Annotated in this window: 21 protein-coding genes; 11 read left to right on the top strand and 10 right to left on the bottom strand. The window is 40.9% G+C overall.

The genetic code is table 11. From position 1 onward, the window contains the following. Window positions 1-121: 121 nt before the first annotated feature. On the top strand, window positions 122-400 hold the full coding sequence (locus tag AAGA51_RS08310; protein ID WP_042487572.1) for a DUF4242 domain-containing protein: 279 nt from the start codon (window positions 122-124) through the stop codon (window positions 398-400). 240 nt (window positions 401-640) lie between these two features. After that, the gene (locus tag AAGA51_RS08305; RefSeq protein ID WP_042487569.1) at window positions 641-862 is read left to right on the top strand and encodes a hypothetical protein; all 222 of its coding nucleotides are present in this window, start codon (window positions 641-643) and stop codon (window positions 860-862) included. A 610-nt stretch (window positions 863-1,472) separates the two neighbouring features. Here the strand turns inward: AAGA51_RS08305 and AAGA51_RS08300 are convergent. Together AAGA51_RS08300 and AAGA51_RS08295 are read right to left on the bottom strand one after the other, a co-directional pair. Continuing rightward, complete coding sequence (locus tag AAGA51_RS08300; protein ID WP_042487562.1) at window positions 1,473-2,648, bottom strand: sugar efflux transporter; 1,176 nt, start codon at window positions 2,646-2,648, stop codon at window positions 1,473-1,475. A gap of 132 nt (window positions 2,649-2,780) precedes the next feature. Then, window positions 2,781-3,179 carry an NUDIX hydrolase gene (locus AAGA51_RS08295; protein ID WP_042487559.1) on the bottom strand — a complete coding sequence of 133 codons (399 nt, stop codon included), beginning with the start codon at window positions 3,177-3,179 and terminating at the stop codon, window positions 2,781-2,783. A 415-nt stretch (window positions 3,180-3,594) separates the two neighbouring features. On the opposite strand from AAGA51_RS08295, the gene AAGA51_RS08290 reads away from it, so the two are divergent. Continuing rightward, window positions 3,595-4,704, top strand: a complete 1,110-nt coding sequence (locus AAGA51_RS08290; protein ID WP_042487556.1) for a response regulator — start codon at window positions 3,595-3,597, stop codon at window positions 4,702-4,704. Window positions 4,705-4,710: 6 nt separating this feature from the next. Then, the gene (locus AAGA51_RS08285) at window positions 4,711-7,158 is read left to right on the top strand and encodes a sensor histidine kinase (RefSeq protein WP_042487553.1); all 2,448 of its coding nucleotides are present in this window, start codon (window positions 4,711-4,713) and stop codon (window positions 7,156-7,158) included. 92 nt (window positions 7,159-7,250) lie between these two features. Here the strand turns inward: AAGA51_RS08285 and AAGA51_RS08280 are convergent, their stop codons facing one another. The 3 genes from AAGA51_RS08280 to AAGA51_RS08270 all read right to left on the bottom strand — a co-directional run bounded on the left by AAGA51_RS08280 (window position 7,251) and on the right by AAGA51_RS08270 (window position 8,426). Beyond that, window positions 7,251-7,592: a DMT family transporter gene (locus tag AAGA51_RS08280; protein ID WP_042487550.1), complete on the bottom strand. Its 342-nt coding sequence runs from the start codon at window positions 7,590-7,592 to the stop codon at window positions 7,251-7,253. A 138-nt stretch (window positions 7,593-7,730) separates the two neighbouring features. Continuing rightward, window positions 7,731-7,934: a (Na+)-NQR maturation NqrM gene (gene nqrM, locus AAGA51_RS08275; RefSeq protein ID WP_042487548.1), complete on the bottom strand. Its 204-nt coding sequence runs from the start codon at window positions 7,932-7,934 to the stop codon at window positions 7,731-7,733. 15 nt (window positions 7,935-7,949) lie between these two features. Further along, complete coding sequence (locus tag AAGA51_RS08270) at window positions 7,950-8,426, bottom strand: NifB/NifX family molybdenum-iron cluster-binding protein (protein WP_052404618.1); 477 nt, start codon at window positions 8,424-8,426, stop codon at window positions 7,950-7,952. 531 nt (window positions 8,427-8,957) lie between these two features. Here AAGA51_RS08270 and mglB point away from each other — a divergent pair. The 5 genes from mglB (at window position 8,958) to AAGA51_RS08245 (ending at window position 15,229) form a co-directional block, all read left to right on the top strand. Then, the gene (gene mglB, locus AAGA51_RS08265) at window positions 8,958-9,932 is read left to right on the top strand and encodes a galactose/glucose ABC transporter substrate-binding protein MglB (protein WP_042487545.1); all 975 of its coding nucleotides are present in this window, start codon (window positions 8,958-8,960) and stop codon (window positions 9,930-9,932) included. 127 nt (window positions 9,933-10,059) lie between these two features. Further along, the gene (mglA, locus tag AAGA51_RS08260; protein WP_042487542.1) at window positions 10,060-11,568 is read left to right on the top strand and encodes a galactose/methyl galactoside ABC transporter ATP-binding protein MglA; all 1,509 of its coding nucleotides are present in this window, start codon (window positions 10,060-10,062) and stop codon (window positions 11,566-11,568) included. Between the two features lie 10 nt (window positions 11,569-11,578). Next, window positions 11,579-12,586 carry a galactose/methyl galactoside ABC transporter permease MglC gene (gene mglC / locus AAGA51_RS08255; RefSeq protein ID WP_042487540.1) on the top strand — a complete coding sequence of 336 codons (1,008 nt, stop codon included), beginning with the start codon at window positions 11,579-11,581 and terminating at the stop codon, window positions 12,584-12,586. Between the two features lie 373 nt (window positions 12,587-12,959). After that, on the top strand, window positions 12,960-14,528 hold the full coding sequence (locus AAGA51_RS08250) for an ABC-F family ATP-binding cassette domain-containing protein (protein WP_042487538.1): 1,569 nt from the start codon (window positions 12,960-12,962) through the stop codon (window positions 14,526-14,528). Window positions 14,529-14,722: 194 nt separating this feature from the next. Next, on the top strand, window positions 14,723-15,229 hold the full coding sequence (locus AAGA51_RS08245) for a DUF6653 family protein (protein WP_042487535.1): 507 nt from the start codon (window positions 14,723-14,725) through the stop codon (window positions 15,227-15,229). A gap of 116 nt (window positions 15,230-15,345) precedes the next feature. Here the strand turns inward: AAGA51_RS08245 and AAGA51_RS08240 are convergent, their stop codons facing one another. Next, window positions 15,346-16,167: a transporter substrate-binding domain-containing protein gene (locus tag AAGA51_RS08240; RefSeq protein ID WP_081878741.1), complete on the bottom strand. Its 822-nt coding sequence runs from the start codon at window positions 16,165-16,167 to the stop codon at window positions 15,346-15,348. 332 nt (window positions 16,168-16,499) lie between these two features. Here AAGA51_RS08240 and AAGA51_RS08235 point away from each other — a divergent pair, with 332 nt between their 5' ends. Then, window positions 16,500-17,339: an AraC family transcriptional regulator gene (locus AAGA51_RS08235; protein WP_255209398.1), complete on the top strand. Its 840-nt coding sequence runs from the start codon at window positions 16,500-16,502 to the stop codon at window positions 17,337-17,339. Between the two features lie 49 nt (window positions 17,340-17,388). Next, window positions 17,389-18,030 (top strand): LysE family translocator, encoded by a 642-nt coding sequence (locus tag AAGA51_RS08230; RefSeq protein ID WP_042487529.1) that lies wholly within the window; start codon window positions 17,389-17,391, stop codon window positions 18,028-18,030. 75 nt (window positions 18,031-18,105) lie between these two features. On the opposite strand, the gene AAGA51_RS08225 is transcribed toward AAGA51_RS08230, so the two are convergent. The 4 genes from AAGA51_RS08225 to AAGA51_RS08210 form a co-directional block, all read right to left on the bottom strand. Then, window positions 18,106-18,543 (bottom strand): DUF3859 domain-containing protein, encoded by a 438-nt coding sequence (locus AAGA51_RS08225; protein ID WP_042487526.1) that lies wholly within the window; start codon window positions 18,541-18,543, stop codon window positions 18,106-18,108. A gap of 144 nt (window positions 18,544-18,687) precedes the next feature. Then, a complete protein-coding gene (locus AAGA51_RS08220; protein WP_042487523.1) occupies window positions 18,688-20,328 on the bottom strand; it encodes a phosphoethanolamine transferase in 1,641 nt (546 codons plus the stop codon). Between the two features lie 4 nt (window positions 20,329-20,332). Continuing rightward, entirely contained in the window at window positions 20,333-20,689 is a 357-nt protein-coding gene (locus AAGA51_RS08215) for a diacylglycerol kinase (protein ID WP_042487520.1), read from the bottom strand. A 165-nt stretch (window positions 20,690-20,854) separates the two neighbouring features. Further along, complete coding sequence (locus AAGA51_RS08210) at window positions 20,855-22,381, bottom strand: tripartite tricarboxylate transporter permease (RefSeq protein WP_042487517.1); 1,527 nt, start codon at window positions 22,379-22,381, stop codon at window positions 20,855-20,857. Window positions 22,382-22,389 lie beyond the last annotated feature (8 nt).

The following is a 22,389-nucleotide window of genomic DNA, read 5'->3' as shown; positions in this document are numbered from 1 at the left end:
GTGTATATATACGCGCCTTATGTAACATTTTGTTTATTGGTTAGTTTGAGAATAATTCTTATTTTATTGATCACCTCTAATGCTTTTGGACTAAAATTGAACTGAGCGAAAGGAGGTAATTATGCCTAAATATGTTATCGAGAGAGAAGTTGAAGGTGCCAGCAATCTTACACCGAAAGAACTTCAGGATATTGCTCAAACATCTTGTGGAGTACTGCAGCAACTTGGCCCTAAAATACAGTGGCAAGAGACGTATGTTACTCCCAACAAAATCTATTGCGTTTTTATAGCGGAAAATAAAGAACTCGTCCGTAAGCATGCTGAAATGGGAGGATTCCCAGCCAACCAAATTAACGAAGTAACATCTGTTATAGACCCAACTGCTGCTGAGGTAGCTTAGTGGGGCAGTAAACGTTCGTTAATTTATTTAAGTACTCCTGAACTTTAATGGTTAATGTTTAGGAGTGCTCATACCTCATTGATTCATTACCTTTGTCTACTAATGTATCCAGTCAGAACACTCTCTCCGTCTGATATCCCGCCAATTCTTTAAGTCACTCGCATAAATCCATGTGCATTTAAGTGCGTATTTATCAATGGCGTATATTCGCTAAGTGTTTAACGCTAAGAGGATATACCGATGATTAGATACTGCAAGCGTTGCAAAGCTCCGACAGAGCATAAAGAGAGTTTAGTGCGCAAACCGTCGAGTTATGATCGAGACAAATCTATAGCTGGGCGTTGCATGTTGTTGATACATGAATTCATCAACGGCGGTCACTACTACAACATGAACCGCTATGTCACCTGCACAATCTGCGGCAAAAAAGTACTTGAAAATATGGGAAACGAGTTTGAGTGAGTTTTGTGCTCAATAAAATTACTTAGAAATTAGAAATGGAGGAATCAACTTGTATATATGGAATATTAACCAGTTAAAACAGGATATTAAACGTAACCAACTAACGGAAACAGATCGCTTTATCTATCTGTTCATATACTTGCTTTTTATGACCATCACTATAGAAATCTTGAGCTTCGCTCCTGACAGATACGAATTTAATGAGTGGTATCTGACGAGTTTTATAGCGAATTTAATCATACTCTTCATTGGAACTTACGCAACGTACCATGTTAATGGTGGCAATAACGGTTTTGATTTTCTAGGAAAATATTTCAGCTTAGGTTTTGTCGTTACAGTTCGTTTTATAGTGTTTTTGATACCGATAGCGTTTGTTAATTCGTTGGTGTTTTCCACCCATCTAGAGTCAGGAAAAACTTTTTCTACTGAAGGTTTGGAAACGATGTTGTATATCATCTGGAATGCACTTTTATACTGGTATCTGTATAAACAGTTCAAAGACATACAAAATTAAACCACGGAAATCTCTTGTAGAAATACAAGTCATTGGGTTCAGGTGAGCACAAAAACGTCACCGCCTTTTCATGTGCTCATCACGCCAATTTTATTGTTAGGCACACTGCACCTTGCGTTGTTGATTTGCAATATAGGCGTCAAACAGTATCAAACCAACAAACGAACAAGTGATAGCGCCTAAGCACAGAAGCAACGGAGCTTTAAACCCAAAATACTGTGAAATAATACCCATGGTGCTTGTCCCGATCATAGTGCCAACCAGCATTGCATTAGTATAAAACGCCGAAGCTTTACCTACGGCAGTTGGTGCAAAATCTTGCATGATGGTAATGCCTAGACCAACAAAAATGCCAAAAAAAAGCCCATTCAAAATCTGCAAAGCCAAGAAGATGTTTATTGACGTATTGAAATACATACCAAGGTAAAAAGCGGCACCGGCCACAAATCCAAACCGTATCACTTGGCTTTTCCCAAAGCGCTGTGCCCAGCCAACAGCTAATAGCATCGCAGGTATTTCGACCGCCGCTGTTATTCCCAATAAGATGCCAGGGAAAGATTTTGATAAACCGAGTTCATGAGTCATAAAGAGAGGCATTGCATTGATGTAAGTGCTGTTAGCAATGTTAGCGATAAGTATGACAACCCCAAGAAACCAGACAGCTGAAGGCAGCTTGATTTTAGGTTTGTTTTTAACTTTGTCTGATTCCATGACAGGCATTTGGAACAAGAATGCAATCCAAATAATCACAAAACCGGCTATAGCGGCTGAAATATAGAAATTGTTATCGAAACCAAATTGGTCGACTGATAAAAAAGCTAAAGGTGGGCCAAATATCCAAAGAAAAGAAACGGCAGAGCGCATTTGAGAATTGAGCTTGGCGCTGTTTTTTCCGGTTGAATCTGCATAGCGTCTTATTACGGTCAAGATAAGAGGAATTGAGCTTGAAGCCACTGGCATTAAGAGGCAGCCAATAACGATAGCATGCCAAAACTCTGTTGCGAGAGAAAACATTATGGCCGCAGAAAAAATACCAGCAAGCGATAGCAATAATAGAAACTTGCTTGGTACGCCTTTATCAATCAACCCTGTTAGTTTCTGGCTGACAATAATCGTCATCAATGCAGTTAGGGATGTATAGAGGCCAATAAGCGCTGGTTCCGTATGAAGTTCACTAACAAGGAACAAACTCATTATGGGCATAATAAAAGAAAAAGCGAGTGCGGTCAGTCCATTGATAGCGAACAAAACCGGAGTTTGGCTTTTAAACAACGTTTATCTCCTTTTGAGTGAGATTAGTGATATGCACCATTTAACACTCCGATAAGTGGCAGGTTTATGAGCTTGCGAGCAAATCTCTCATAAGTATTATGCTGTTAATGTATGCGAAATTTCGATTGAAGTTCAATCAACTAATAACTGATTTACACGACTAATTTCTGCAAGTGCGATTTGGTCAGCTTCTGTTGCTACAGGTGCGTTGTCAATTTCAAACCAATCAACAGCGTCCGCTTCTAATGGAACAATTACACCTTCCCATTCGGTGATAACGTAATAGTGCAAAAGCTGTAGTTCAATCGTTGGATGATAGAGTGAACAGAGATATTTCGCATTTCTTGGTGTCACATTGAGTTCTTCTTTTAGTTCTCGTAATAATGCTTGCTGTTGGGTCTCACCAGCTTCTAAATGACCGCCGGGTATTGCGATCATACCGGGATCGGTTTCTTTTAATTTTGAGCGATGCTCTAATAAAACTTGTTTACCTTTCAATAAGATAAATGACACACATTCAAATACTTCCATTCTTATTTCCACGTGATAATCCTTCGGATAGTTGAAAAGCATAGCATGATCATCATGTGTCGATGAGAGGGTTATAAAAAAATAGTGTTTATTGTTATCTGGTGAAAAAAATTATTAGGATCTTAAAACATAAAAACTTATTTGATCGAAAGAATGAACTAAATAAAAGAGTTGTTTCTATATAATTGATTTGATTATCGAAAGAGTAATCGCTCTAAAATAAGTTATTTGTTTTTATGGAAATAAAATAAGTAGATTTCTGTCACAGCCTTTCTATATGATAAACGCTATATGTCATGTATAAGCAGTTTCTAAATTTAGTTGGCTTATTGTTTATATTGATTATTAAAATAAAAATAAATTCATCTCGTCGAACGGCAATATTCTTATAATCAATAACTTAAGGACATTAGAGATGTACCATTCTTTTTCGTACACTCCGACATTGCTTGTCATAGACGATATCCCCGAAAATCTCAGCTTAATGTATAAGCTGTTAAAAGATGATTACAAAGTTAAAGGCGCCAATAGTGGCGACAAAGGTTTATCAATCGCCGCTAACGATAAACCAGACTTAATTTTGCTTGATGTCATGATGCCTGTTATGGATGGCTTTGAAGTATGTTCGCATTTAAAAGCGAATCCTTTAACCAAAGATATTCCCGTTATATTTATCACTGCAAAGGACGAAAGTATTGATGAAAGGAGAGGGCTTGAGTTAGGGGCTGTAGACTACATCACGAAACCTATCGTGCCTGAAATCGTCAAGGCACGGGTTAGAACTCATTTATCTTTAAAAATGGCCTCAGATCTACTTAAGGGGGAAAATGAGTCATTAGAAAAAGAGGTTCAAAAGAGAACTCAAGAAAGTATTAAGCAAATTGAAGATTTACATGTCATTCAGGATATCGCGTTTAACGCGATGATCTCGCTTGCTGAGACTCGTGACAACGAAACGGGCAATCACATTCGCCGCACACAATTATATATTAAACTCCTAGCTGAACGTCTACGTTTAGACCCTAATTATGTCAATCAATTGGACGACAACACTATCAACTTACTCTTTAAATCCGCACCCTTACACGATATAGGAAAAATAGGCATTCCAGACCATATATTGATGAAGAAAGGAAAGTTAACAGAAGAAGAGTTTGAGATCATGAAAACTCATACCACTATTGGGTTTGAAGCAATCAATAAGGCTGAAGAGAACAATGGTAAAGTGATGAGTTTTCTCCGTGTTGCCAAGGAAATTGCACATTATCATCATGAAAAATGGGATGGTAGCGGTTATCCGGAAGGATTGTCGGGCGAAGATATACCACTTTCGGCACGACTTATGGCTATTGTTGATGTTTATGATGCATTGATCAGTAAGCGTATTTATAAACCGGCCTTTAGTCATGATGAAGCCATCAAAATGATCAGTAGTGAAAGTGGCGCTCATTTTGATCCAACCATCGTTGAAGCATTTATGGATATTCAAGAGGATATCCATTCAATCGCAATACGTTACGTGTGATTTGCTATGAATAAAGAAAACCAAATAAGTGTACAAGCCTGGGTATGGCGCTCCATGGTCAAAACCGGAATCATTCCATTGATTCTGGTCGAACTTCTGTTAGTTACCATCTATCTGATCAGTAATCATTTCATTAGTTCAGACAACATGAACTACATTCGCTCACAGGTTAATAATGAACTGTATATCACTTCGTCTATCGAAAGTGATGTAGTGCGAGAACGTATAAATTCAGTTTCTCGACTTGCTGAAATATACAGGAACGAAACTCAACGGGTTCTCGCTGAAGAAATTCATCCCGATGACGTGGATATGTCGAATTTGGCATTCAGTGATAACGGTGTTTTACACAGCAAAGATGACAAAGGTGGTTCGGCCTCCTTTTATTCAGCCTTCACAGAAAATAATGAGAAGGATTTGGATAAAATATTTAAGCTCGCCAAATTAGACTCTTTAATGAAAGAGATTAAAAACAGCGATCCATTTATTGCCGCCGTTTATTTCAATAGTTGGGATTCTTACAATCATATCTACCCTTGGTTCCAAACCTTGGATCAATATCCGGCGGATATGAATATCCCAGAATACAATTTCTATTATTTGGCTATGGATAAATACAATCCAGAAAGAGAAGTGGTTTGGACCGAAGTTTATATCGACCCTGCAGGGCAGGGTTGGATGACTTCAGCGATTGCACCAGTGTATAACGGTGACAAGTTGGAAGGCGTCATTGGTATAGATATTACTGTAGATACCATTGTAAAAAACATACAAAACTTGATTGTTCCTTGGAATGGCTATGCCATTCTTGCAAACAGCGAAGGAACTATCATGGCGCTGCCTCCAAAAGGAGAACAGGACTTTAATATTAAGGAACTGAAACAACATAACTATGAAAGCGCGGTCACGCATGAGATGTTCAAGCCTGAAGACTTTAACCTGTTTAAAAGAATAGATACAAAATCATTGCAGCCTCAATTTGATGGCCAGAGTCAGGGACTGACTAAGCTAGTGCTTAACAATGAAAACAAGCTGGTCTCTTGGGTGACCATTCCGGAAACAAACTGGAAATTGCTGTTCGTTGTTGATGAAAATGAAATGTATCGTGAATCGATGGCGTTGAAAGAAAAATACCAAGGTATCGGTTACATCATGATTATGGGTTTGATCGGTTTCTATATCCTCTTCTTAGCTTTTACTTGGATGGTATCAAAGCGGATGAGCGAATCAATTGCCGCTCCTCTATCTCAAATCAGAAATATGTTTAACAAGATGAGTTCGGGTAACTTCGATGTTTCTCATGAACAATTTAACCTCAAAGAGTTAAATGACACTGCCAATGCAACCATAATAATGGGCGGTCGATTAGGTAAATTAACGAATGAGCTGAAAACCGCAAAGATAGAGGCTGAAGAAGCGAATATTGCTAAGAGCCAGTTTATTTCTAATATCAGTCATGAAATCAGAACGCCGATGAATTCGATCTTGGCCTTGTCAGATATGTTACTGGCGAGCAATGTTAATCGTGATCAACAAGACTCTCTGACTAGGATTAAAAAATCTGGTGAGCATTTACTCTTAGTGATTAATGATGTTTTAGATTTATCAAAGATTGAATCTGGGCACCTAAATATTGAAAAAATCCCTTTCAGTATTTACTCGATTGCACAAGATGTGTATGAGCTGTTTGAAGCAAAAGTCACCACCAAAGGTCTGGGTTTCCACTTTGATGTAGAAGAAAAGATTCCAACTTTGATCGGCGATCCGTTGCGCATCAAGCAAGTTTTACTCAATTTTATCAGCAACTCCGTTAAGTTTACGGCTCAGGGTGACATCAATATCCACATTTATGTTACTGCGACTCTAGTCGGTAAGAAGAAAGTCCGTATCGAAGTAAAAGATACAGGGATCGGTTTAACGAACGAAGAACAACAAAAAATCTTCGAAAGCTTTCAACAGGCTGATGCTTCAACCACTCGAAAATACGGTGGTACTGGCTTAGGCCTGACAATCTCTAGAAGTATCGCTCAATTGATGGACGGTGAGATCGGCGTTGATAGTAAGACAGGAGAAGGGAGTACATTTTGGTTCGAAGTTACCTTAGATACGAGTTTTGATATCAATCCTGAGCAACATAACAATTCAATGCGTCTAAGCAATCTTGACTACAAATCTAAGCTTCAAGAGTCAGATGCTGAAATATTGGAAGAAGTCGATTTAGAAATGCTAATTGAAAAACTTAACTGTCTGAATCAACTGTTAAATGATAACAATCTTGCTGCTGAAGATTACTTCCTACAGCAAAAAGCTTACTTCGACAAAGTTGTGCCAAATTGCAGTAACCAGTTGGCAGCGTTCATTTCTAGTTGCGACTATACCAGTGCACTTGTCGCTACGGACAGAATTGAAAAATCTCTAAAAGAGAAAGGGTTATTAAACAACGATTGTTGTTAACTTCCATCGAGGTTTTAGCAAGGCAGTGACTGGATTTACCGGCGCTGCCTTTTATTCTCTGCCGTTTTTATTTTCTGTTACTTTTACAATAGTTAATGGTTTACCGATGTTGAATACACATTAATTATGACTGTTCCCATCAGAATAAAACTTATACCAACGATGGCGTAAATATCGAGTTTTTGCCCATAGACAAGCCAAGATATACTGGCAACCAGAACAATCCCTATTCCACACCAAATAGCGTAAGCGACGCCTAGAGACATAGTATTAACCGTTACCGATAAAAAGTAGAAGGCGAGTGCATAGGTAATCAGCACGCCCGCAGTAACAGAGGGGGAGGTAAACTGATGAGTTCTAGGCAGATAGGATGTCGCGATGACTTCTAACAAAATAGCGATCATTAATGTCGCTAGAGGTGGCAGAGCAAGCATGAGTGTTCCGATAACATTAAAAGGTTGGTTACGCGAATAATATGCCCACAATATTGCGTTTTTTTTAATTCAGAACAGTAAGTGAAGCAAATACTTAGATTTAGTATCGACTAGAAAAGCTTGTGTGCAATAAGGCCGTTAACGCTTTGGTGTTGGCTCTTTAATCGTATAAAGCTTAGTTTTGTGCTCTTCACATGTCGTTTCACAGTTGCACACCTTATCAACTCCCACATTTGACAGGCCACCACAGCTACCTTGTATTGGTTTTCGTTTTGCCATAACACCCAGTGTCATGAGTAAAACAAAAAGAATAAACGCACCGAATGTGATTAGGTAAATCATGTTGGCCAGCTCCTATTAAAGATGAATTTTATGAATGCTGCGCAGATTTCTTAGAGTCTTAGCATCAAGGCGGCTTTCTTTAGGTTCCCATTTAAAGGAAGAACCAGTTTGCTTACCCTTACAACAAGTATGGACCTTATTGCGTTTATTGACGGAAGGTTTTGCATAACTTAAGTCCTCTACGGGTACTAGCTGAGAAAAATCCAACGCATGAATATCAGCGCCTCTGTTAAGGCGGAATACTTTTATTCCCTGATCAAATAAAGTTGAAAGCATCGCTTCACCGATGTTTTTAATAATCACAGCGCCAACATTATGAGCAGTGAATAGAGAAAGCATCTGAGTCTTCTTACCACAGGTTTTTGCCTTTATCGTAGGCGTCAAATCAATGGTTTGTTCGTGCTTTGTAACATCATCTACAAGCAAGAACTGAGGTGCTTTCGAATAGTGATTAAACAGCTTGTCGTTACAGATAGGGATAGCGTATTTCATAAAATTGTCCTCACGAGTAAATGACCTTCCCCGTTAAATGAAGATTTTACAGAGTTGTTAAATCTTCACATGATTTGACATGTAAAACAGGGGATACAGAGGATAGTGAACTCATAAATAGCATATGCCAATTATTTTAAGTGCAATTTAAGTATTCAAATTTTGTTCATTTACAGGTATAACAAGGATCTCTGCGTCATCGTCTTCAAAAATCTTTCATCTTATGTGGATGATTTATATGTGATTAAATGCATTCATATATGAATCAAATGCTATCGAAATGTGATCTGTATTGCCCCTAAAACGCGAAATAAGTCTCGCTGTTACACTATGTTACGTACGAGGTCTGTTTTTGCATGTGGCCTCAAACAATTTAAACAAACCGTTACAATTGTTAATTGGCGCTAACAAAATCCTATCTGGCTCACACAATTCATCCTGTTAATCAATATACTTCAATGCGTAAACGTTTTCATTGGAATGGTAAACGTTTCCCTACACGTATATTAATAAGATAAATAGGACACTTACATGAGAAAGCTAACTGCACTTGCTATGTTAACTGCTGGTATGGGTTTCGCTACGCAAACTCTAGCTGACACCACTTTGGGTTTCACAATCTACAAATACGATGACAACTTCATGTCTGTAGTTCGCCAAGCTATCGAAAAAGAAGCTGCTGGCGACAAAGACGTTCGTCTTCTAATGAACGACTCTCAAAACAGCCAATCAATGCAAAACGACCAAGTTGACGTTATGTTGGCTCGTGGCGTTCAAGCGCTTGCTATCAACCTTGTAGACCCAGCTGCGGCACCTTCTATTATTAGCAAAGCGAAAATTGATGATGTACCAATTGTTTTCTACAACAAAGAACCAAGTGCAGCAGCACTAGCAAGCTACGATAAAGCTTACTATGTAGGTACTGACTCTAAAGAATCTGGCGTTATCCAAGGCGATCTAATTGCACAACACTGGAAAGCAAACTCATCTTGGGACAAAAACGGTGATGGCGTACTTCAATACGTAATGCTAAAAGGTGAACCAGGCCACCCAGATGCAGAAGCTCGTACTACTTACTCTGTTAAGCAAATCAACGAGAACGGTATCAAAACTGAAGAGCTTCACATGGATACTGGTATGTGGGATACCGCAATGGCTAAAGATAAAATGGATGCATGGTTATCTGGCCCTAACGGTAGCAAAATTGAAGTTGTTATCGCTAACAACGACGGCATGGCAATGGGTGCAATCGAAGCACTACGTGGCGCTGGCCAAAAAATCCCAGTATTCGGTGTTGACGCTCTAGCTGAAGCTCTAGCTCTAGTTAAGTCTGGCGAAATGGCTGGTACTGTACTAAACGATGCAACTTCTCAAGCGAAAGCAACATTCGAACTAGCTCGTAACCTAGCTGAAGGTAAATCAGCAACTGAAGGTACTCAGTGGGAAATGCAAGACAAAATTGTTCGCGTTCCTTACGTAGGTGTTGATAAATCAACTCTTGAGTAACAGACGTTATAATTAGGGGGCGCCCAGCCCCCTATATTTACCCGTTAATATCTTAATTAGTACTTATTCATTGATAATTATTAATTGATATTTATTGGTTTCAAATTAAAAACAATTAAGTGATGCCATGGTAGATCAAACACATGAATTCCTGTTAGAGATGACAGGGGTGAGTAAATCATTTCCAGGTGTAAAGGCATTAGATAAAGTTAATTTAAAAGTTCGACCGCACTCAATTCACGCATTAATGGGTGAAAATGGAGCGGGTAAATCGACGCTATTAAAATGTCTATTTGGAATTTACGAAAAAGATGAAGGCGATATTATTTTCTTAGGAAAACATATTAACTTCTCCTCTTCTAAAGAAGCATTAGAATCTGGCGTGTCCATGGTTCACCAAGAATTAAACCAGGTTAAACAATGTTCAGTGATGGATAATATCTGGCTTGGTCGCTATCCAAGAAAAGGTTTATTTGTTGATCACGATAAAATGTATCGAGATACAAAAGCCATTTTCGAAGAGTTAGATATTAATATTGATCCTAGAGTTAAAGTAGCGACTTTATCTGTGTCTCAAATGCAGATGTTGGAAATTGCGAAAGCATTCTCTTACGACGCAAAAATAGTGATCATGGACGAGCCAACTTCTTCTCTAACAGAAAAAGAAGTTAATCACTTATTTACCATTATCAATAAGCTGAAGGATAAAGGCTGTGGTGTGGTATATATCTCTCACAAAATGGAAGAGATATTCTCTATCTGTGATGAAATTACTATTCTACGTGATGGTCAATGGGTTGATACTCGCCCATTGAAAGGCCTAGATATGGATAAGATCATCGCGATGATGGTAGGCCGAGAACTCACAAACCGTTTCCCTGAGAAGACTAACGTTCCTAAAGAAGTCATCTTAGAAGTTAATAACCTGACAGCGTTGAACCAGCCTTCAATTCAAGACGTCTCGTTTGAACTTAGAGCGGGCGAAATTCTAGGTATAGCAGGTCTTGTTGGTTCACGTCGTACAGATATCGTTGAAACGATTTTTGGTATTCGTGAAAGAAGTGAAGGGCACATTGTTCTTCATGGGCGTGAAATGAAAAACCGTGATGCACATGAAGCAATTCGCAATGGTTTTGCATTGGTAACTGAAGAACGTCGTTCAACAGGTATTTACGGTAACCTCGATATTACTTTTAACTCATTAGTTGCAAACGTTGATGAGTATAAAACGAAATCTGGTTTATTAAGTAATAAAAAGATGAAGAGTGATACTCAGTGGGTAATTGATTCGATGAGTGTTAAAACACCAACGCATCAAACTCATATAGGCTCACTATCAGGTGGTAACCAACAAAAAGTTATTATTGGACGCTGGTTATTAACTCAGCCGGAAATATTAATGTTGGATGAACCAACTCGTGGTATCGACGTGGGTGCGAAATTTGAAATTTACCAACTAATGTTGGAGCTCGCGAAGAAAAATAAAGGAATCATTATGATTTCTTCTGAAATGCCAGAGTTATTAGGTACTACCGATCGAATTTTAGTAATGAGTAACGGCCGCGCAGCGGGCATCGTGAATACTAAAGAAACCACTCAGACTGAAATATTAGAGCTAGCCTCTCGTTACCTCTAGGGAAACTATTATGGATGCTGTTAAGTCATTTGCATTAAAGCACTTAAAAGAAGGTGCAATTTACGCGGTTCTGTTTATTTTATTAGCGGTTATCGTTATTCAAGAACCATCATTTTTAAGTTTACGAAATTTAAGTAACATTCTAACTCAGTCTTCCGTGCGCGTAATTATTGCGCTTGGTGTTGCGGGTCTTATCGTTACACAAGGTACCGACTTATCTGCTGGTCGCCAGGTGGGTTTAGCAGCGGTTATATCAGCAACCTTGCTACAGTCGATTGAAAACGTGAACAAAGTGTTCCCAAGTATTGGTGACGTGCCAATCGTAGCGGTTATCCTTTGTGTATGTTTTATCGGCGCAATCATTGGTCTAGTGAACGGTGTGATCGTTGCTTACTTGAAAGTAACACCTTTCATCGCAACACTGGGTACTATGATCATCGTTTATGGTATTAACTCTCTTTACTACGACGCAGTAGGTGCATCACCAATCGCGGGCTTTGACGAACGCTTTACAGTGTTCACCCAAGGCTTTATTCGGTTAGGTGGATTCCGATTCTCGTACATAACCTTCTATGCCATCATCGCTGTAATATTCATGTGGATACTATGGAACAAGACAGTATTTGGTAAAAACATCTTCGCAGTTGGTGGTAACCCAGAAGCTGCAAAAGTATCAGGTGTAAACGTACCAATGACTCTACTAAAAGTGTACGCACTTTCAGGTGTCTTCTATGCCTTCGGTGGTATGTTAGAAGCAGGTCGTATCGGTAGTGCAACCAACAACTTAGGTTTCTTGTACGAACTTGATGCAATCGCAGCCTGTGTGGTCGGTGGTGTGTCATTTGCAGGTGGTGTTGGTAGTATTGCTGGCGTAGTGACGGGTGTTCTCATCTTCACCGTTATCAACTACGGTATGACTTACATCGGTGTTAGCCCTTACTGGCAGTACATCATCAAAGGTTCAATCATCGTATTCGCGGTAGCATTGGACTCAATGAAGTACGCAAACAAGAAGTAAGATTAATTTTCTATTCGTACTTAGCGCTGCCTCGGCAGCGCTTTTTTTATCTCAAGAAAGGTAACCCAGTTCAACAATACTAAAAGACTTGAGTTAAGGTGATGAGTAACGCTCTTGACTCATCTTGCTTCAATCCACTAATCTACCTCCATCATTTCTTCAGGAGATTACGCCAATATGAATAACTAAACCTGTTATCCATTTTTCATTTTATTTTTTGGATTCACAGGGTTAGTAGGCGTAGCTCACTTTCCGATATTTTATTGCGACCATGTTTTAGGGAAATACCTAGCCTGAATCTGTGTGTTTGCAACGATCTCATCTCTAGATATTTATGCTACGGCCTTTGTCCCTGTTATACAGGAGGCAATTTATGCCAGTTTTACAAGCAAACAATGTAAGCTTTCAATTTGATAACGGAGAGGTGTTGTTTCAGCAAGTCTCATGCTCCATGACTAAGCAGCGTGTTGGGTTGGTCGGACGCAATGGTATTGGAAAATCGATATTCGCATCGCTGTTGTGCGGAGAGAAACAGCCCTCTAGTGGCAGCGTATCAGCACCTAAATCATACGCGGTTTATCATCAGCAACCCTCACATCTATTGTCGGGTGACTTAACGATTGCGCAGTTTTTAGCTAAAGACGACATACTGGAAGCTCTTAAGCGGATTCAATCTGGGGATTGCTCTGAGCACTGGTTCGACATTATCGGTGAACAGTGGAACATCTCAGAGCGCCTCAGTCAGCAACTCAAGGATTTGGGTTTACCACCAGAGCCAGAATTTCCTTGTGCGCAACTCAGTGGCGGGCAGTTCGCCCGATTACAACTTTGGCAACTGTTGGAAAGTGACGCTGAGTTGTTAATTTTTGATGAACCATCCAACCACCTTGATAGCTATGCAAAGCAGTGGTTAATTGACTCAATGCGCGTTTTCGACGGCGCTATTTTACTTATCAGCCATGACCGCGAGTTACTCCGGGAAATGGAAGAAATTTGGGAGCTGTCAGGGTTAGGTTTGCAGGTGTTCGGTGGCAATTACGATAATTACTCTGAACAGAAGCGAATCGAGCTGCAAGCTGTAGAGAGACAACTCGCGAGTATTGATAAGCAGAAAAAGAAACTAGAAGAACAAGCACAGCGAAATCGGGAAAAGGCGGAACAAAGAGCAGCACAAGGCAACAGGCTACGGAAGGAGGCCAGTCAGCCTAAAATTTTACTTGATGGTAAGAAAGACAAAGCAACGGCGAGCGCAGCAAATCGCAATAAAAATGAGCAGCAGCGTCAAACTTATCTGCAAGAGAAAGAACAGACGTTAAAAGCCAGACAGGAGCTAATGAAAGAGCAAAAGCTTTATCTGGCTGACAGCCAAACCCGTTTGCGAAAGGTAGTGTCAGTGCTTGAAGGTGTATTGCCTTTTGGTTGCTCTCAGCCCATCACGCTGCAAATCTACGCTGATAACAAAATCCACCTCACTGGCAGAAATGGTTGTGGTAAATCTACCTTTTTGAAAACGCTATTAGGTCAGTTCTCACTTAGCCAAGGGGAGCTGCAATTAAATACGCCCTTATATTATCTTGATCAGCACTTCGGAACGATTCAGCCTGATCTGTCGATGCTGGAGAACTTGACCGAGCACTGTCACGGTATGAAAGAACATGATGCCCGAACCTTACTCGCCGGGATTGGATTCCGTCGTGACAGTGTATTTCGTTTAGGGAATACGCTTAGTGGTGGTGAAAAGATGAAGTTGGCTATGTTGATTGTTAGCCATCAACAGGAGCAGCCTTTGTTGTTACTTGATGAACCCGACAACCACCTCGATCTCGATTCGAAAATTATGCTAGCCAAGGCTTTATCGAATTACCGAGGAGGTTTTATTCTCGTTAGCCATGATTATGACTTTGCCATTGAGTCCGGTGTGAATCGGCAAGTGAGTTTGTAAGCCTTGCACATTATGGGATAGACGCTTTGGAGCAGCGTGGTGTTGCTCCATTTTCAGATAGTAAGCTTGCTACAGCTAGTTATTCAATTCAGGCTCGCTCATAGTTGTGTCACATAATCAGTGTGTCAAAGAGTCTATACTGTCGCTTTTGTTACCTTGTGCAATAACAACAGAAGTACAACTGAGGAATTGTTGTGGATGTAATCAAAAGATTAGAGAAGATGATGACAATGGATGAATCGAGTTGGCATCGACATTCAAATCCATGGAGTGTTTATAGCCGGTTTTCGGTTTTGCCTATCATCTCTCTCGCATTTTGGTCACGGGAATGGATAGGGGGTTATTCAGTAATTGCGATTCTACTTTCTTTCTTATGGGTGTGGGTTAACCCAAGACTATTTGGCGCTCCAGAGAAAACGAATAACTGGGCTTCAATGGCTACGTTTGGCGAGCGTATCTATTTGAAAAGAAAGGTTGAGCCGATACCTCAGCACCATATCAAACCAATTTTAATCCTGCAGTCGTTAACGTCTTTAGGGATACCTGTATTTATCTACGGCTTGTGGCGTTTAGATCTAAGCTTTGTGTTAGCAGGAAACCTTTGGATAATGGTCTTCAAAGCTTGGTTTGTTGACCGTATGGTTTGGTTATACCTTGATATGAAAGAGACCAATCCTGAATACTCTAGCTGGCTTAAATAAAGTCAGCCAATACTATCTCAAATATCCTAGAGCCTATTCGGTCGAACGTGTGTCGATTGAGAACTTCAGATCAACTACCGAGAAGAGTTCGGTAGTTGATTGCTGTTTGCTTAAGATTACTGGACGTTGTTGACCCATTTATCTGATTTGAACCATTTGTCATGGATACGCTGGTATGTTCCATCACCTTTAATTTGACGCAGATAATTGTTCAGGAAGTTTAGAAAATCCGGGTCTCCCTGACGTATCGCCCAGCCTAGAGGTTCAAAGGTGAAACTTTCATCTAGGTGAATCACTGTATCTTTGTGTTGTGCTTCATACATAGCGTTGTATGGAAAGTCATAAACAAAAGCATCAGCCTGTCCATTTGCAATTTGCAGTGCCGCATCAGCAGAGGTTTCGTAAAGGTCGATTTTTGCGTTGTATAAGTACTTTTTAGCCGCTTCCGCTCCTGTGGTTCCCATTTGGGTTGCGACTGTGTATTGCCCATTATTTAGGTCACGGAACGAGTGAACTTTGTCTGCCAGCTTAGGTGAAATTAGTATCGTCTGGCCAACTTCAATGTATGGATCAGCGAAGTTGACACTTAAATTACGCTCCGGCGTGATCGTCATACCGCCGATAAAATCGCATTTTCCTGTTTTTAGAGCTGGAATAATGCCATCCCAAGCCGTATTTACTGGAACAAATTTAACGTTGATAGCACGTGCCATCTGTTTGGCTAAATCGATATCAAATCCAACATAATTTCCATTTTTATCCGTCATTTCGAACGGGATATAACCCGACTCAAAACAGAACTTAAGCTCACCGGAACTTAAAATTCCATTCAGTGCTGATTCAGCAGCGTTTGCATTTACTGGGGACAAAAGAGTGAAAAGCGCAACTGAAGAGGCGAATACACCTCGAACTTGTCGTTTAAAAGGTTTTAACTTCATTTTATACATCCAAATATTTCTTATTTTTCTATTGTTGTGTTTGGTCTGAGAACGTCAGACGGTAAAGCCCATGAATGATGAAGAATTTACGCGAATAATCAATACATTATTCTTTATAAGATATTCTAATTTTATTCCTCTCTTAGATTACATTTGGAAAGTATTCTTAACGGTTAAAAAACGCACGTTTTGGGAGTGGTTTATACAACTAGCATCAGGCAGTAGCTGAAAGTACTCAAATATTCCTTTGGCTATTGTTAGCTCGATTATTGCGCTTAACGGTTCAGTGCAATACGATATCCAACAAGCTTGAGTGTATGGAGTGGAGTGCTGTGGCAGAAACTGTTCGTGATGTAAACCAGCGTTTTTGGAAGAATAAGGATATTCCTTATTTGACGTTCCGCACTACTTGCAACAGTACACAGAGCTATAAAGTTCACAGCCATTGTGAGCTATCCATTGGCATCATTGAGTCGGGAGAGACCCGACTGTCACTCCCTAATGGAAATATTGTCCTCAAAAAGGGGGACATTATTCTGATAGAACCTAACATTGTTCATGCCTGTAATCCCGTAGGGAATAAGCCTCGCAGCTACCATATGTTATATCTGGATGATGGCTGGTGTTGTGAGGTGTTGTCGAATATCTACGGGTACGAGGTCACAAGATATTATTGTGAGCAAAAACTGCACACTGCAATCGAAGGCGATGACAACTTATCCGGTTTAATTTTCAAATTGTTGGATCAGCCATCTCAGAGTGTGGTGACTGAAGTTGAGAGTCGCTTATTGAATTTGGTGAGCCGTTACTGTGTGCCACAAACGCACAACGACGATGAAAGTGAGTTGGTAGGACAGTTGCGAAATCGACTGTTGCAGGACTTAGCTTGCGCGCCATCACTTGAGGTTGTTTCTCAGGAATTCGGTAGACCAAAAGAGACTCTCATTAGGCTATTCAAAAAGCAGCTTGGTATTACGCCCAAGTCATTTTTAAACAACAGTCGTATCGAAAAAGCGAAGATCTTACTTAAGTCGGGGATGAACATTGTTGATGTTGCGGCAGAAGTCGGTTTCTCAGACCAAAGTCAGTTGCATCGCACATTCGTTAACTATACCGCCTCAACACCACGTCAATATCAGCAAGTAACGTCAATTTTCGACAATAATTGTTAACTTGGAAAACCTATAGTCTGACGACAGTTTTGGCTATAGGTAAATATTCATGTCACTTTCAACTCTTTTCCCCGTTGCTTTTCCTGCATTGGCACTGGCTCACTTTGTTGCACTTTTAAGCCCAGGACAGGACTTTTTCTTAATAGTTGGTCACTCAATTCGTCATAGATTGCAAGGTAGTCGATTTATCTGCCTTGGCGTCGCGCTAGGAAACGCACTTTACATCGCATTAGCCATACTGGGCTGGACCAACATTCGGGACAATCAGCTCGTTTTTTCTTTTGTGGAAATTTTGGGGGCTATCTATCTTTTGTGGATAGGGCAACGGTTACTGAGAAGTCAAAAAACAGAGACATTAGTCGAGGCTGAACACGAACAGGAGAAAGCTCCATCGGCTATTAATCAGCTGTTCCTTGGTTTGAATTCAGCATTGCTCAACCCAAAGAATGCTCTGTTTTACATGAGCTTAATGACCGTTATTCTGGGAAGTGAAGTCACCTTGATTCAGCAAGTCTCTTGCGGAGTATGGATGTTTTTTGCGGTTTTACTCTGGGATCTATTTATCGCATCTGCGATTGGGCGTCCACGCATTCAGATGCAACTCAAAGCGGTGATACACATTATAGAAAGAGTGGCTGGATTGGTGCTGATCTTCTTTGGAATAACGTTATTTACGGGTTACTTATCCTAACTGTTCTACCAAAAACGTAGTTTTGATATAGCAGCACTTAACCACTTTGCAAATGGTGTGTATCTGAAAGCGAGGTTAAAATCCTCGCTTTTTCCAGAACTGCCCTTCATCGCGGGCAACAACTTTAAATGACTTCTCGGCAATGGTTTTACCTTCCATTTCTAACGTCATGCGCCATTCGCCGAAGTTGCTCTCTAGTCCGTTAATCGGGCTGAGCACTTGAATCGTGTCGCCAAGATAGAAGTTCCAATCATTACTTCGAACATACACTTCACCATCAAATGGTGCCAGAACTTGTCCTTTCTTGTTGATGATGCCGGGATGATGGATACAAAACTGAAGAAGTTGACCTTTGGCTTTTTTAATATTGACGATAAAACCAAATTCAATGTCTTCCTCTGCGGTAATCACCTGAGTGAACTCTTTAATCTTCGGCAGTTCTTTGGCTTTGGCATCCCAATGGGAATAGATACCATAGGAAGTCATTTCTATCACAGGTGTATGTTTTGCCACAGGCTTATGCTCGTTATTTGAATGTGTGGCGATTCTACTGAATTACCGAATTGTGTTCAAACGAGGCTATGAGTAAAAAATATAAGCAAAAAAGCGCCCGTTGAAGGGCGCAAAGATAACACAGTGATAAACATCATTTATCAATCAAGAACGACAGCTAGCGAATAAATCCATATCAGGGTTGTAGGCGCTAGTGCTCACGTCCATGATGCCAAGCAACGAATGGAACACGTTATCTTGTGAGTACTGATGGCTTGTTGCGTTTTTCTTCAAACAATCTGTTTTTAGATGCTTCTCTTGTTTAAAGCCATCAGACAGCCAAACAATAAGCGGCACATGGGTTTGGTTATTCGGTGCTAGGCCGTAAGGCATACCATGTAAGAACATACCGTTTTCACCCAAGGACTCACCATGGTCAGAGATATAAACCAGAGCGGTGTTGTATTTGTCTTGCAGTGCCTTCAACTTATCGATGGTTTGCGCTACTACGTAATCGGTATAAGCGATGGTGTTGTCGTACGTATTGACGATCTGATCGACACTGCAGTTTTCGATATCGCTACGAGGGCAATCCGGTTGAAATGCTCCCATCTCTTTTGGATAGCGTTGGAAGTAAGTGGGGCCATGGCTACCAATAAGATGCATCACCATCATGCGGTTGCCTTTTAACTCATCCACTTTTTGGTCGAAGTTTTCCAGCATCGCCATGTCATAACAGGTTTCTCCGTTACACATATCATCAACACGCTTGCGGTTAATTTCGGTTTTCTTAATGCGTTTAGCAACTTCTTTGTCGCCACCATCGTTTTCTTGCCAAGCGACGTCTACGCCTGCGTGGCTAAGAATGTCCAGAACGTTGTCTTGGTTGTCGGCAACATCACGACTGAAGCTGCCTTTGTCCATCGCTGAGAACATACAAGGTACTGAAACCGCAGTGGCAGTACCACATGAGCTTACATCCTTAAACGAAATTACGTTTAAGTCACGAGTGTAAGGGTTAGTCGGGCGATCATAACCATTTAGCTCATAGTTGTATGAACGAGCGGTTTCACCCAACAAGAAGACAAACAGTGTCGGTTTGGACTTCGCAGCGGCCAGTGCTTCTGGCGATTGTTTGGCATCTAGACCAAGCTCTTTATATACGATGGGTGTAGAGAAGTATTTCTGTTGAACAAACTTAGTTGTGCTGTAAACGAACTGAGTTGGAATAATCAGTTTTTTCAAGTAGCTATTGTTGCGACCCACTGACGCATAATCTTGATAGTACATAATGGCAATCACACCAATGACCACCAAAGAGGCCATCATGGAGCCAAGCTTTCTTAAGGTGAAGTTGATCCATGAGTGTGGCTTGTTGATTTTGGTAAATGCTAGCAATGTTGCTGGAAGGAAGCCGAGCAGCGCAACCCAAACGAGAGAATAAAGACTTAAGTAAGAGCCGGCTTCGCTGGTATCGGTTTCAACAATATTGTTAATCATCTCTGTATCAAACAGCGTACCGTAGTTATAGCTCGCGTAGCTTACAAAGCTAGAGACAATGATTAATGTGATGAAGAAAGGTTTAGTAATATACGGCCAGCTAAATAGGTTGAACAAAAAGTTCAACGCGGCAGCGAAGAAAAATGGCAAAGAGATGATGAAGCCAATTTTTACGCTATCTAGCTTACCGAAAATACCGACCAGCGCGGAGTACACCGGTAGATTCATGACCAGAGCGAAAAAGGTGGCAAGTACTAAGGTGATACCAGCATAAGAAAATGAGATGTTTGGTTTAGTCAGTTTCATCGTGTTACACCAAAATAATTAGCCAAGTAAAAGCAGCAAATGCCAAAGCAACAAACACCGCAGCCGAGCCAATATCCTTGGCGCGCCCGCTGAGTTCGTGTTTTTCACTACCAATGCGGTCAACCACAGCTTCTATCGCTGAGTTGAGGAGTTCTGCAAGTAAAACCAGTGTTAAAGAACCCACCATAGCGATGCGTTCTAGATTAGTGACAGGGAGAAAAAACAGACTGATGGTGAGCAGTGCGGAAGCTACTAATTCCTGACGGAAAGCGGCTTCGTTGATCCATGCAGCTTGAAGACCTTTCAATGAATAGCCTGTTGCGAAAATTACGCGTTGAATACCTGTTCTACCTGGCTTCACGGTTTGTACCTCTGAGAGTATTTGTATCTATAGCGCAGATACTACGAGTACAAGCGTGAAATTTATGTCGACAAAAAATCGAAAACTCATCCTTAAGTTAATTTTTCCAGACACAAAAAAGCCTAGTGATATCACTAGGCTTTAAGAGGTAAATACAAAAACTGGTTATGAGACTTTGGCTGTTTGTGGTCGACGGAATCGCTGCGCAATTGCCACCACGATTGGGCTAGTGAGCACTATTACTGAAATAACAGTAAATGCCAGTGTAATGGGACGTTCCCACAAGAAGCTGATTTCACCATCTGAGATCATTAACGCGCGGCGTAAGTTCTCTTCCATCAAACCACCTAAGATAAACCCAAGTAGTAGGGGAGCCAACGGGAAGTTAGCAAGACGTAAAGCAATAGCACCCATAGCGATTAGAATCATAATGAACACGTCCATAGTGTTAAATGAAACTAAGTAAACCCCTGTGATTGAGAAGAACAAAATCATAGGCAGAAGCACGGTTCTTGGTACTGCCAGTAACTTCGAAATGTAAGGGATCAGCGGCAAGTTCAAAACAAGTAGAACAATATTGCCGACATACATAGAAATAATCACTGACCAGAACACATCTGGATGCTCAACAAACAGTCTTGGACCCGGTTGAATGCCGTAAGCGATCAACGCGCCAAGCATAATCGCTGTCGTGCCTGAGCCTGGGATACCCAGTGTAAGTAGCGGAACAAACGAACCGCTTGAAGCCGCGTTATTTGCCGATTCTGGAGCAACCAGCCCGCGTAATGAACCTTTACCAAACTCTTCACGTTTGTTCTTTGGTGCAAGGTTACGTTCCATACCGTAGCTAAGGAAGGCTGCAATGGTTGCACCCGCACCCGGTAAAACACCAGTAAAGAAGCCGAGGAGTGATGAACGCAGTGCCACAGGCGCAGCTTCACGCACTTCTTCTTTAGTGACTTTCATACTGCCGATGTTGCTTAGCTTATTGCTCTCTTCATTTCGTGTATCCAGCTCGGGCTTTAAAATGCCCATTAAGGTTTCACCCAGCGCGAACGTAGCCATTGCCAATAGTAGGAAGCTAAAACCATCCATTAAATCGGTTAAACCAAAAGTAAAGCGTTCAACACCAATACCTTTATCGATACCCACGGTTGATAGCATCAAACCAAGAATGGTCATCATCCACGCTTTAAGGACTTGCCCTTTGCCGGCAAACGCAGCCACGGCAGAAAGCCCCATCATCATTAGTGCAAAGTAATCAGAAGACTGGAAGCTGAGCGAGACTTTTGCCAATGCAGGTGCTGCAACCAGCAACATGATGGCTGATAAAGTACCGCCAGTGAACGAAGCATAAGCTGCCAGAGCAAGCGCTTTACCTGCTTGTCCTTTTTGCGCCATTGGGTAGCCATCAAAAGCGGTAACCACAGTTGCAGAACAACCCGGCGCGTTGATCAAAATCGACGATGTTGAACCACCGAAAATCGCACCGTAGTAGACACCCGCCATTAAAATCAGGCCTGAAGAAGGGTCTAAACCATAGGTAATAGGGATCATCAACGCTATAGCTGAAATTGGTCCTAAACCCGGCAACATACCAATGAAGGTACCGACAAAACACCCGACGATAACCATCAATAAATTAAATGGCATTACGGCGGTAGAGAGTCCTTGTAAAATTCCGTCTAACATAATCCGTT

The sequence above is a fragment of the Vibrio diazotrophicus genome, assembly GCF_038452265.1.
Lineage (GTDB): Bacteria > Pseudomonadota > Gammaproteobacteria > Enterobacterales > Vibrionaceae > Vibrio > Vibrio diazotrophicus.
This window is presented reverse-complemented; position numbering and strand designations above follow the sequence as displayed.

Excerpts from the sequence above, each read along its gene's own strand:
- AAGA51_RS08310 (WP_042487572.1), top strand. The coding sequence starts at position 122 with ATGCCTAAATATGTTATCGAGAGAGAAGTTGAAGGTGCCAGCAATCTT.
- AAGA51_RS08305 (WP_042487569.1), top strand. The coding sequence starts at position 641 with ATGATTAGATACTGCAAGCGTTGCAAAGCTCCGACAGAGCATAAAGAG.
- AAGA51_RS08295 (WP_042487559.1), bottom strand. The coding sequence starts at position 3,179 with ATGGAAGTATTTGAATGTGTGTCATTTATCTTATTGAAAGGTAAACAA.
- AAGA51_RS08290 (WP_042487556.1), top strand. The coding sequence starts at position 3,595 with ATGTACCATTCTTTTTCGTACACTCCGACATTGCTTGTCATAGACGAT.
- AAGA51_RS08285 (WP_042487553.1), top strand. The coding sequence starts at position 4,711 with ATGAATAAAGAAAACCAAATAAGTGTACAAGCCTGGGTATGGCGCTCC.
- AAGA51_RS08280 (WP_042487550.1), bottom strand. The coding sequence starts at position 7,592 with ATGCTTGCTCTGCCACCTCTAGCGACATTAATGATCGCTATTTTGTTA.
- nqrM (WP_042487548.1), bottom strand. The coding sequence starts at position 7,934 with ATGATTTACCTAATCACATTCGGTGCGTTTATTCTTTTTGTTTTACTC.
- AAGA51_RS08270 (WP_052404618.1), bottom strand. The coding sequence starts at position 8,426 with ATGAAATACGCTATCCCTATCTGTAACGACAAGCTGTTTAATCACTAT.
- mglB (WP_042487545.1), top strand. The coding sequence starts at position 8,958 with ATGAGAAAGCTAACTGCACTTGCTATGTTAACTGCTGGTATGGGTTTC.
- mglA (WP_042487542.1), top strand. The coding sequence starts at position 10,060 with ATGGTAGATCAAACACATGAATTCCTGTTAGAGATGACAGGGGTGAGT.
- mglC (WP_042487540.1), top strand. The coding sequence starts at position 11,579 with ATGGATGCTGTTAAGTCATTTGCATTAAAGCACTTAAAAGAAGGTGCA.
- AAGA51_RS08250 (WP_042487538.1), top strand. The coding sequence starts at position 12,960 with ATGCCAGTTTTACAAGCAAACAATGTAAGCTTTCAATTTGATAACGGA.
- AAGA51_RS08240 (WP_081878741.1), bottom strand. The coding sequence starts at position 16,167 with ATGAAGTTAAAACCTTTTAAACGACAAGTTCGAGGTGTATTCGCCTCT.
- AAGA51_RS08230 (WP_042487529.1), top strand. The coding sequence starts at position 17,389 with ATGTCACTTTCAACTCTTTTCCCCGTTGCTTTTCCTGCATTGGCACTG.
- AAGA51_RS08220 (WP_042487523.1), bottom strand. The coding sequence starts at position 20,328 with ATGAAACTGACTAAACCAAACATCTCATTTTCTTATGCTGGTATCACC.
- AAGA51_RS08210 (WP_042487517.1), bottom strand. The coding sequence starts at position 22,381 with ATGTTAGACGGAATTTTACAAGGACTCTCTACCGCCGTAATGCCATTT.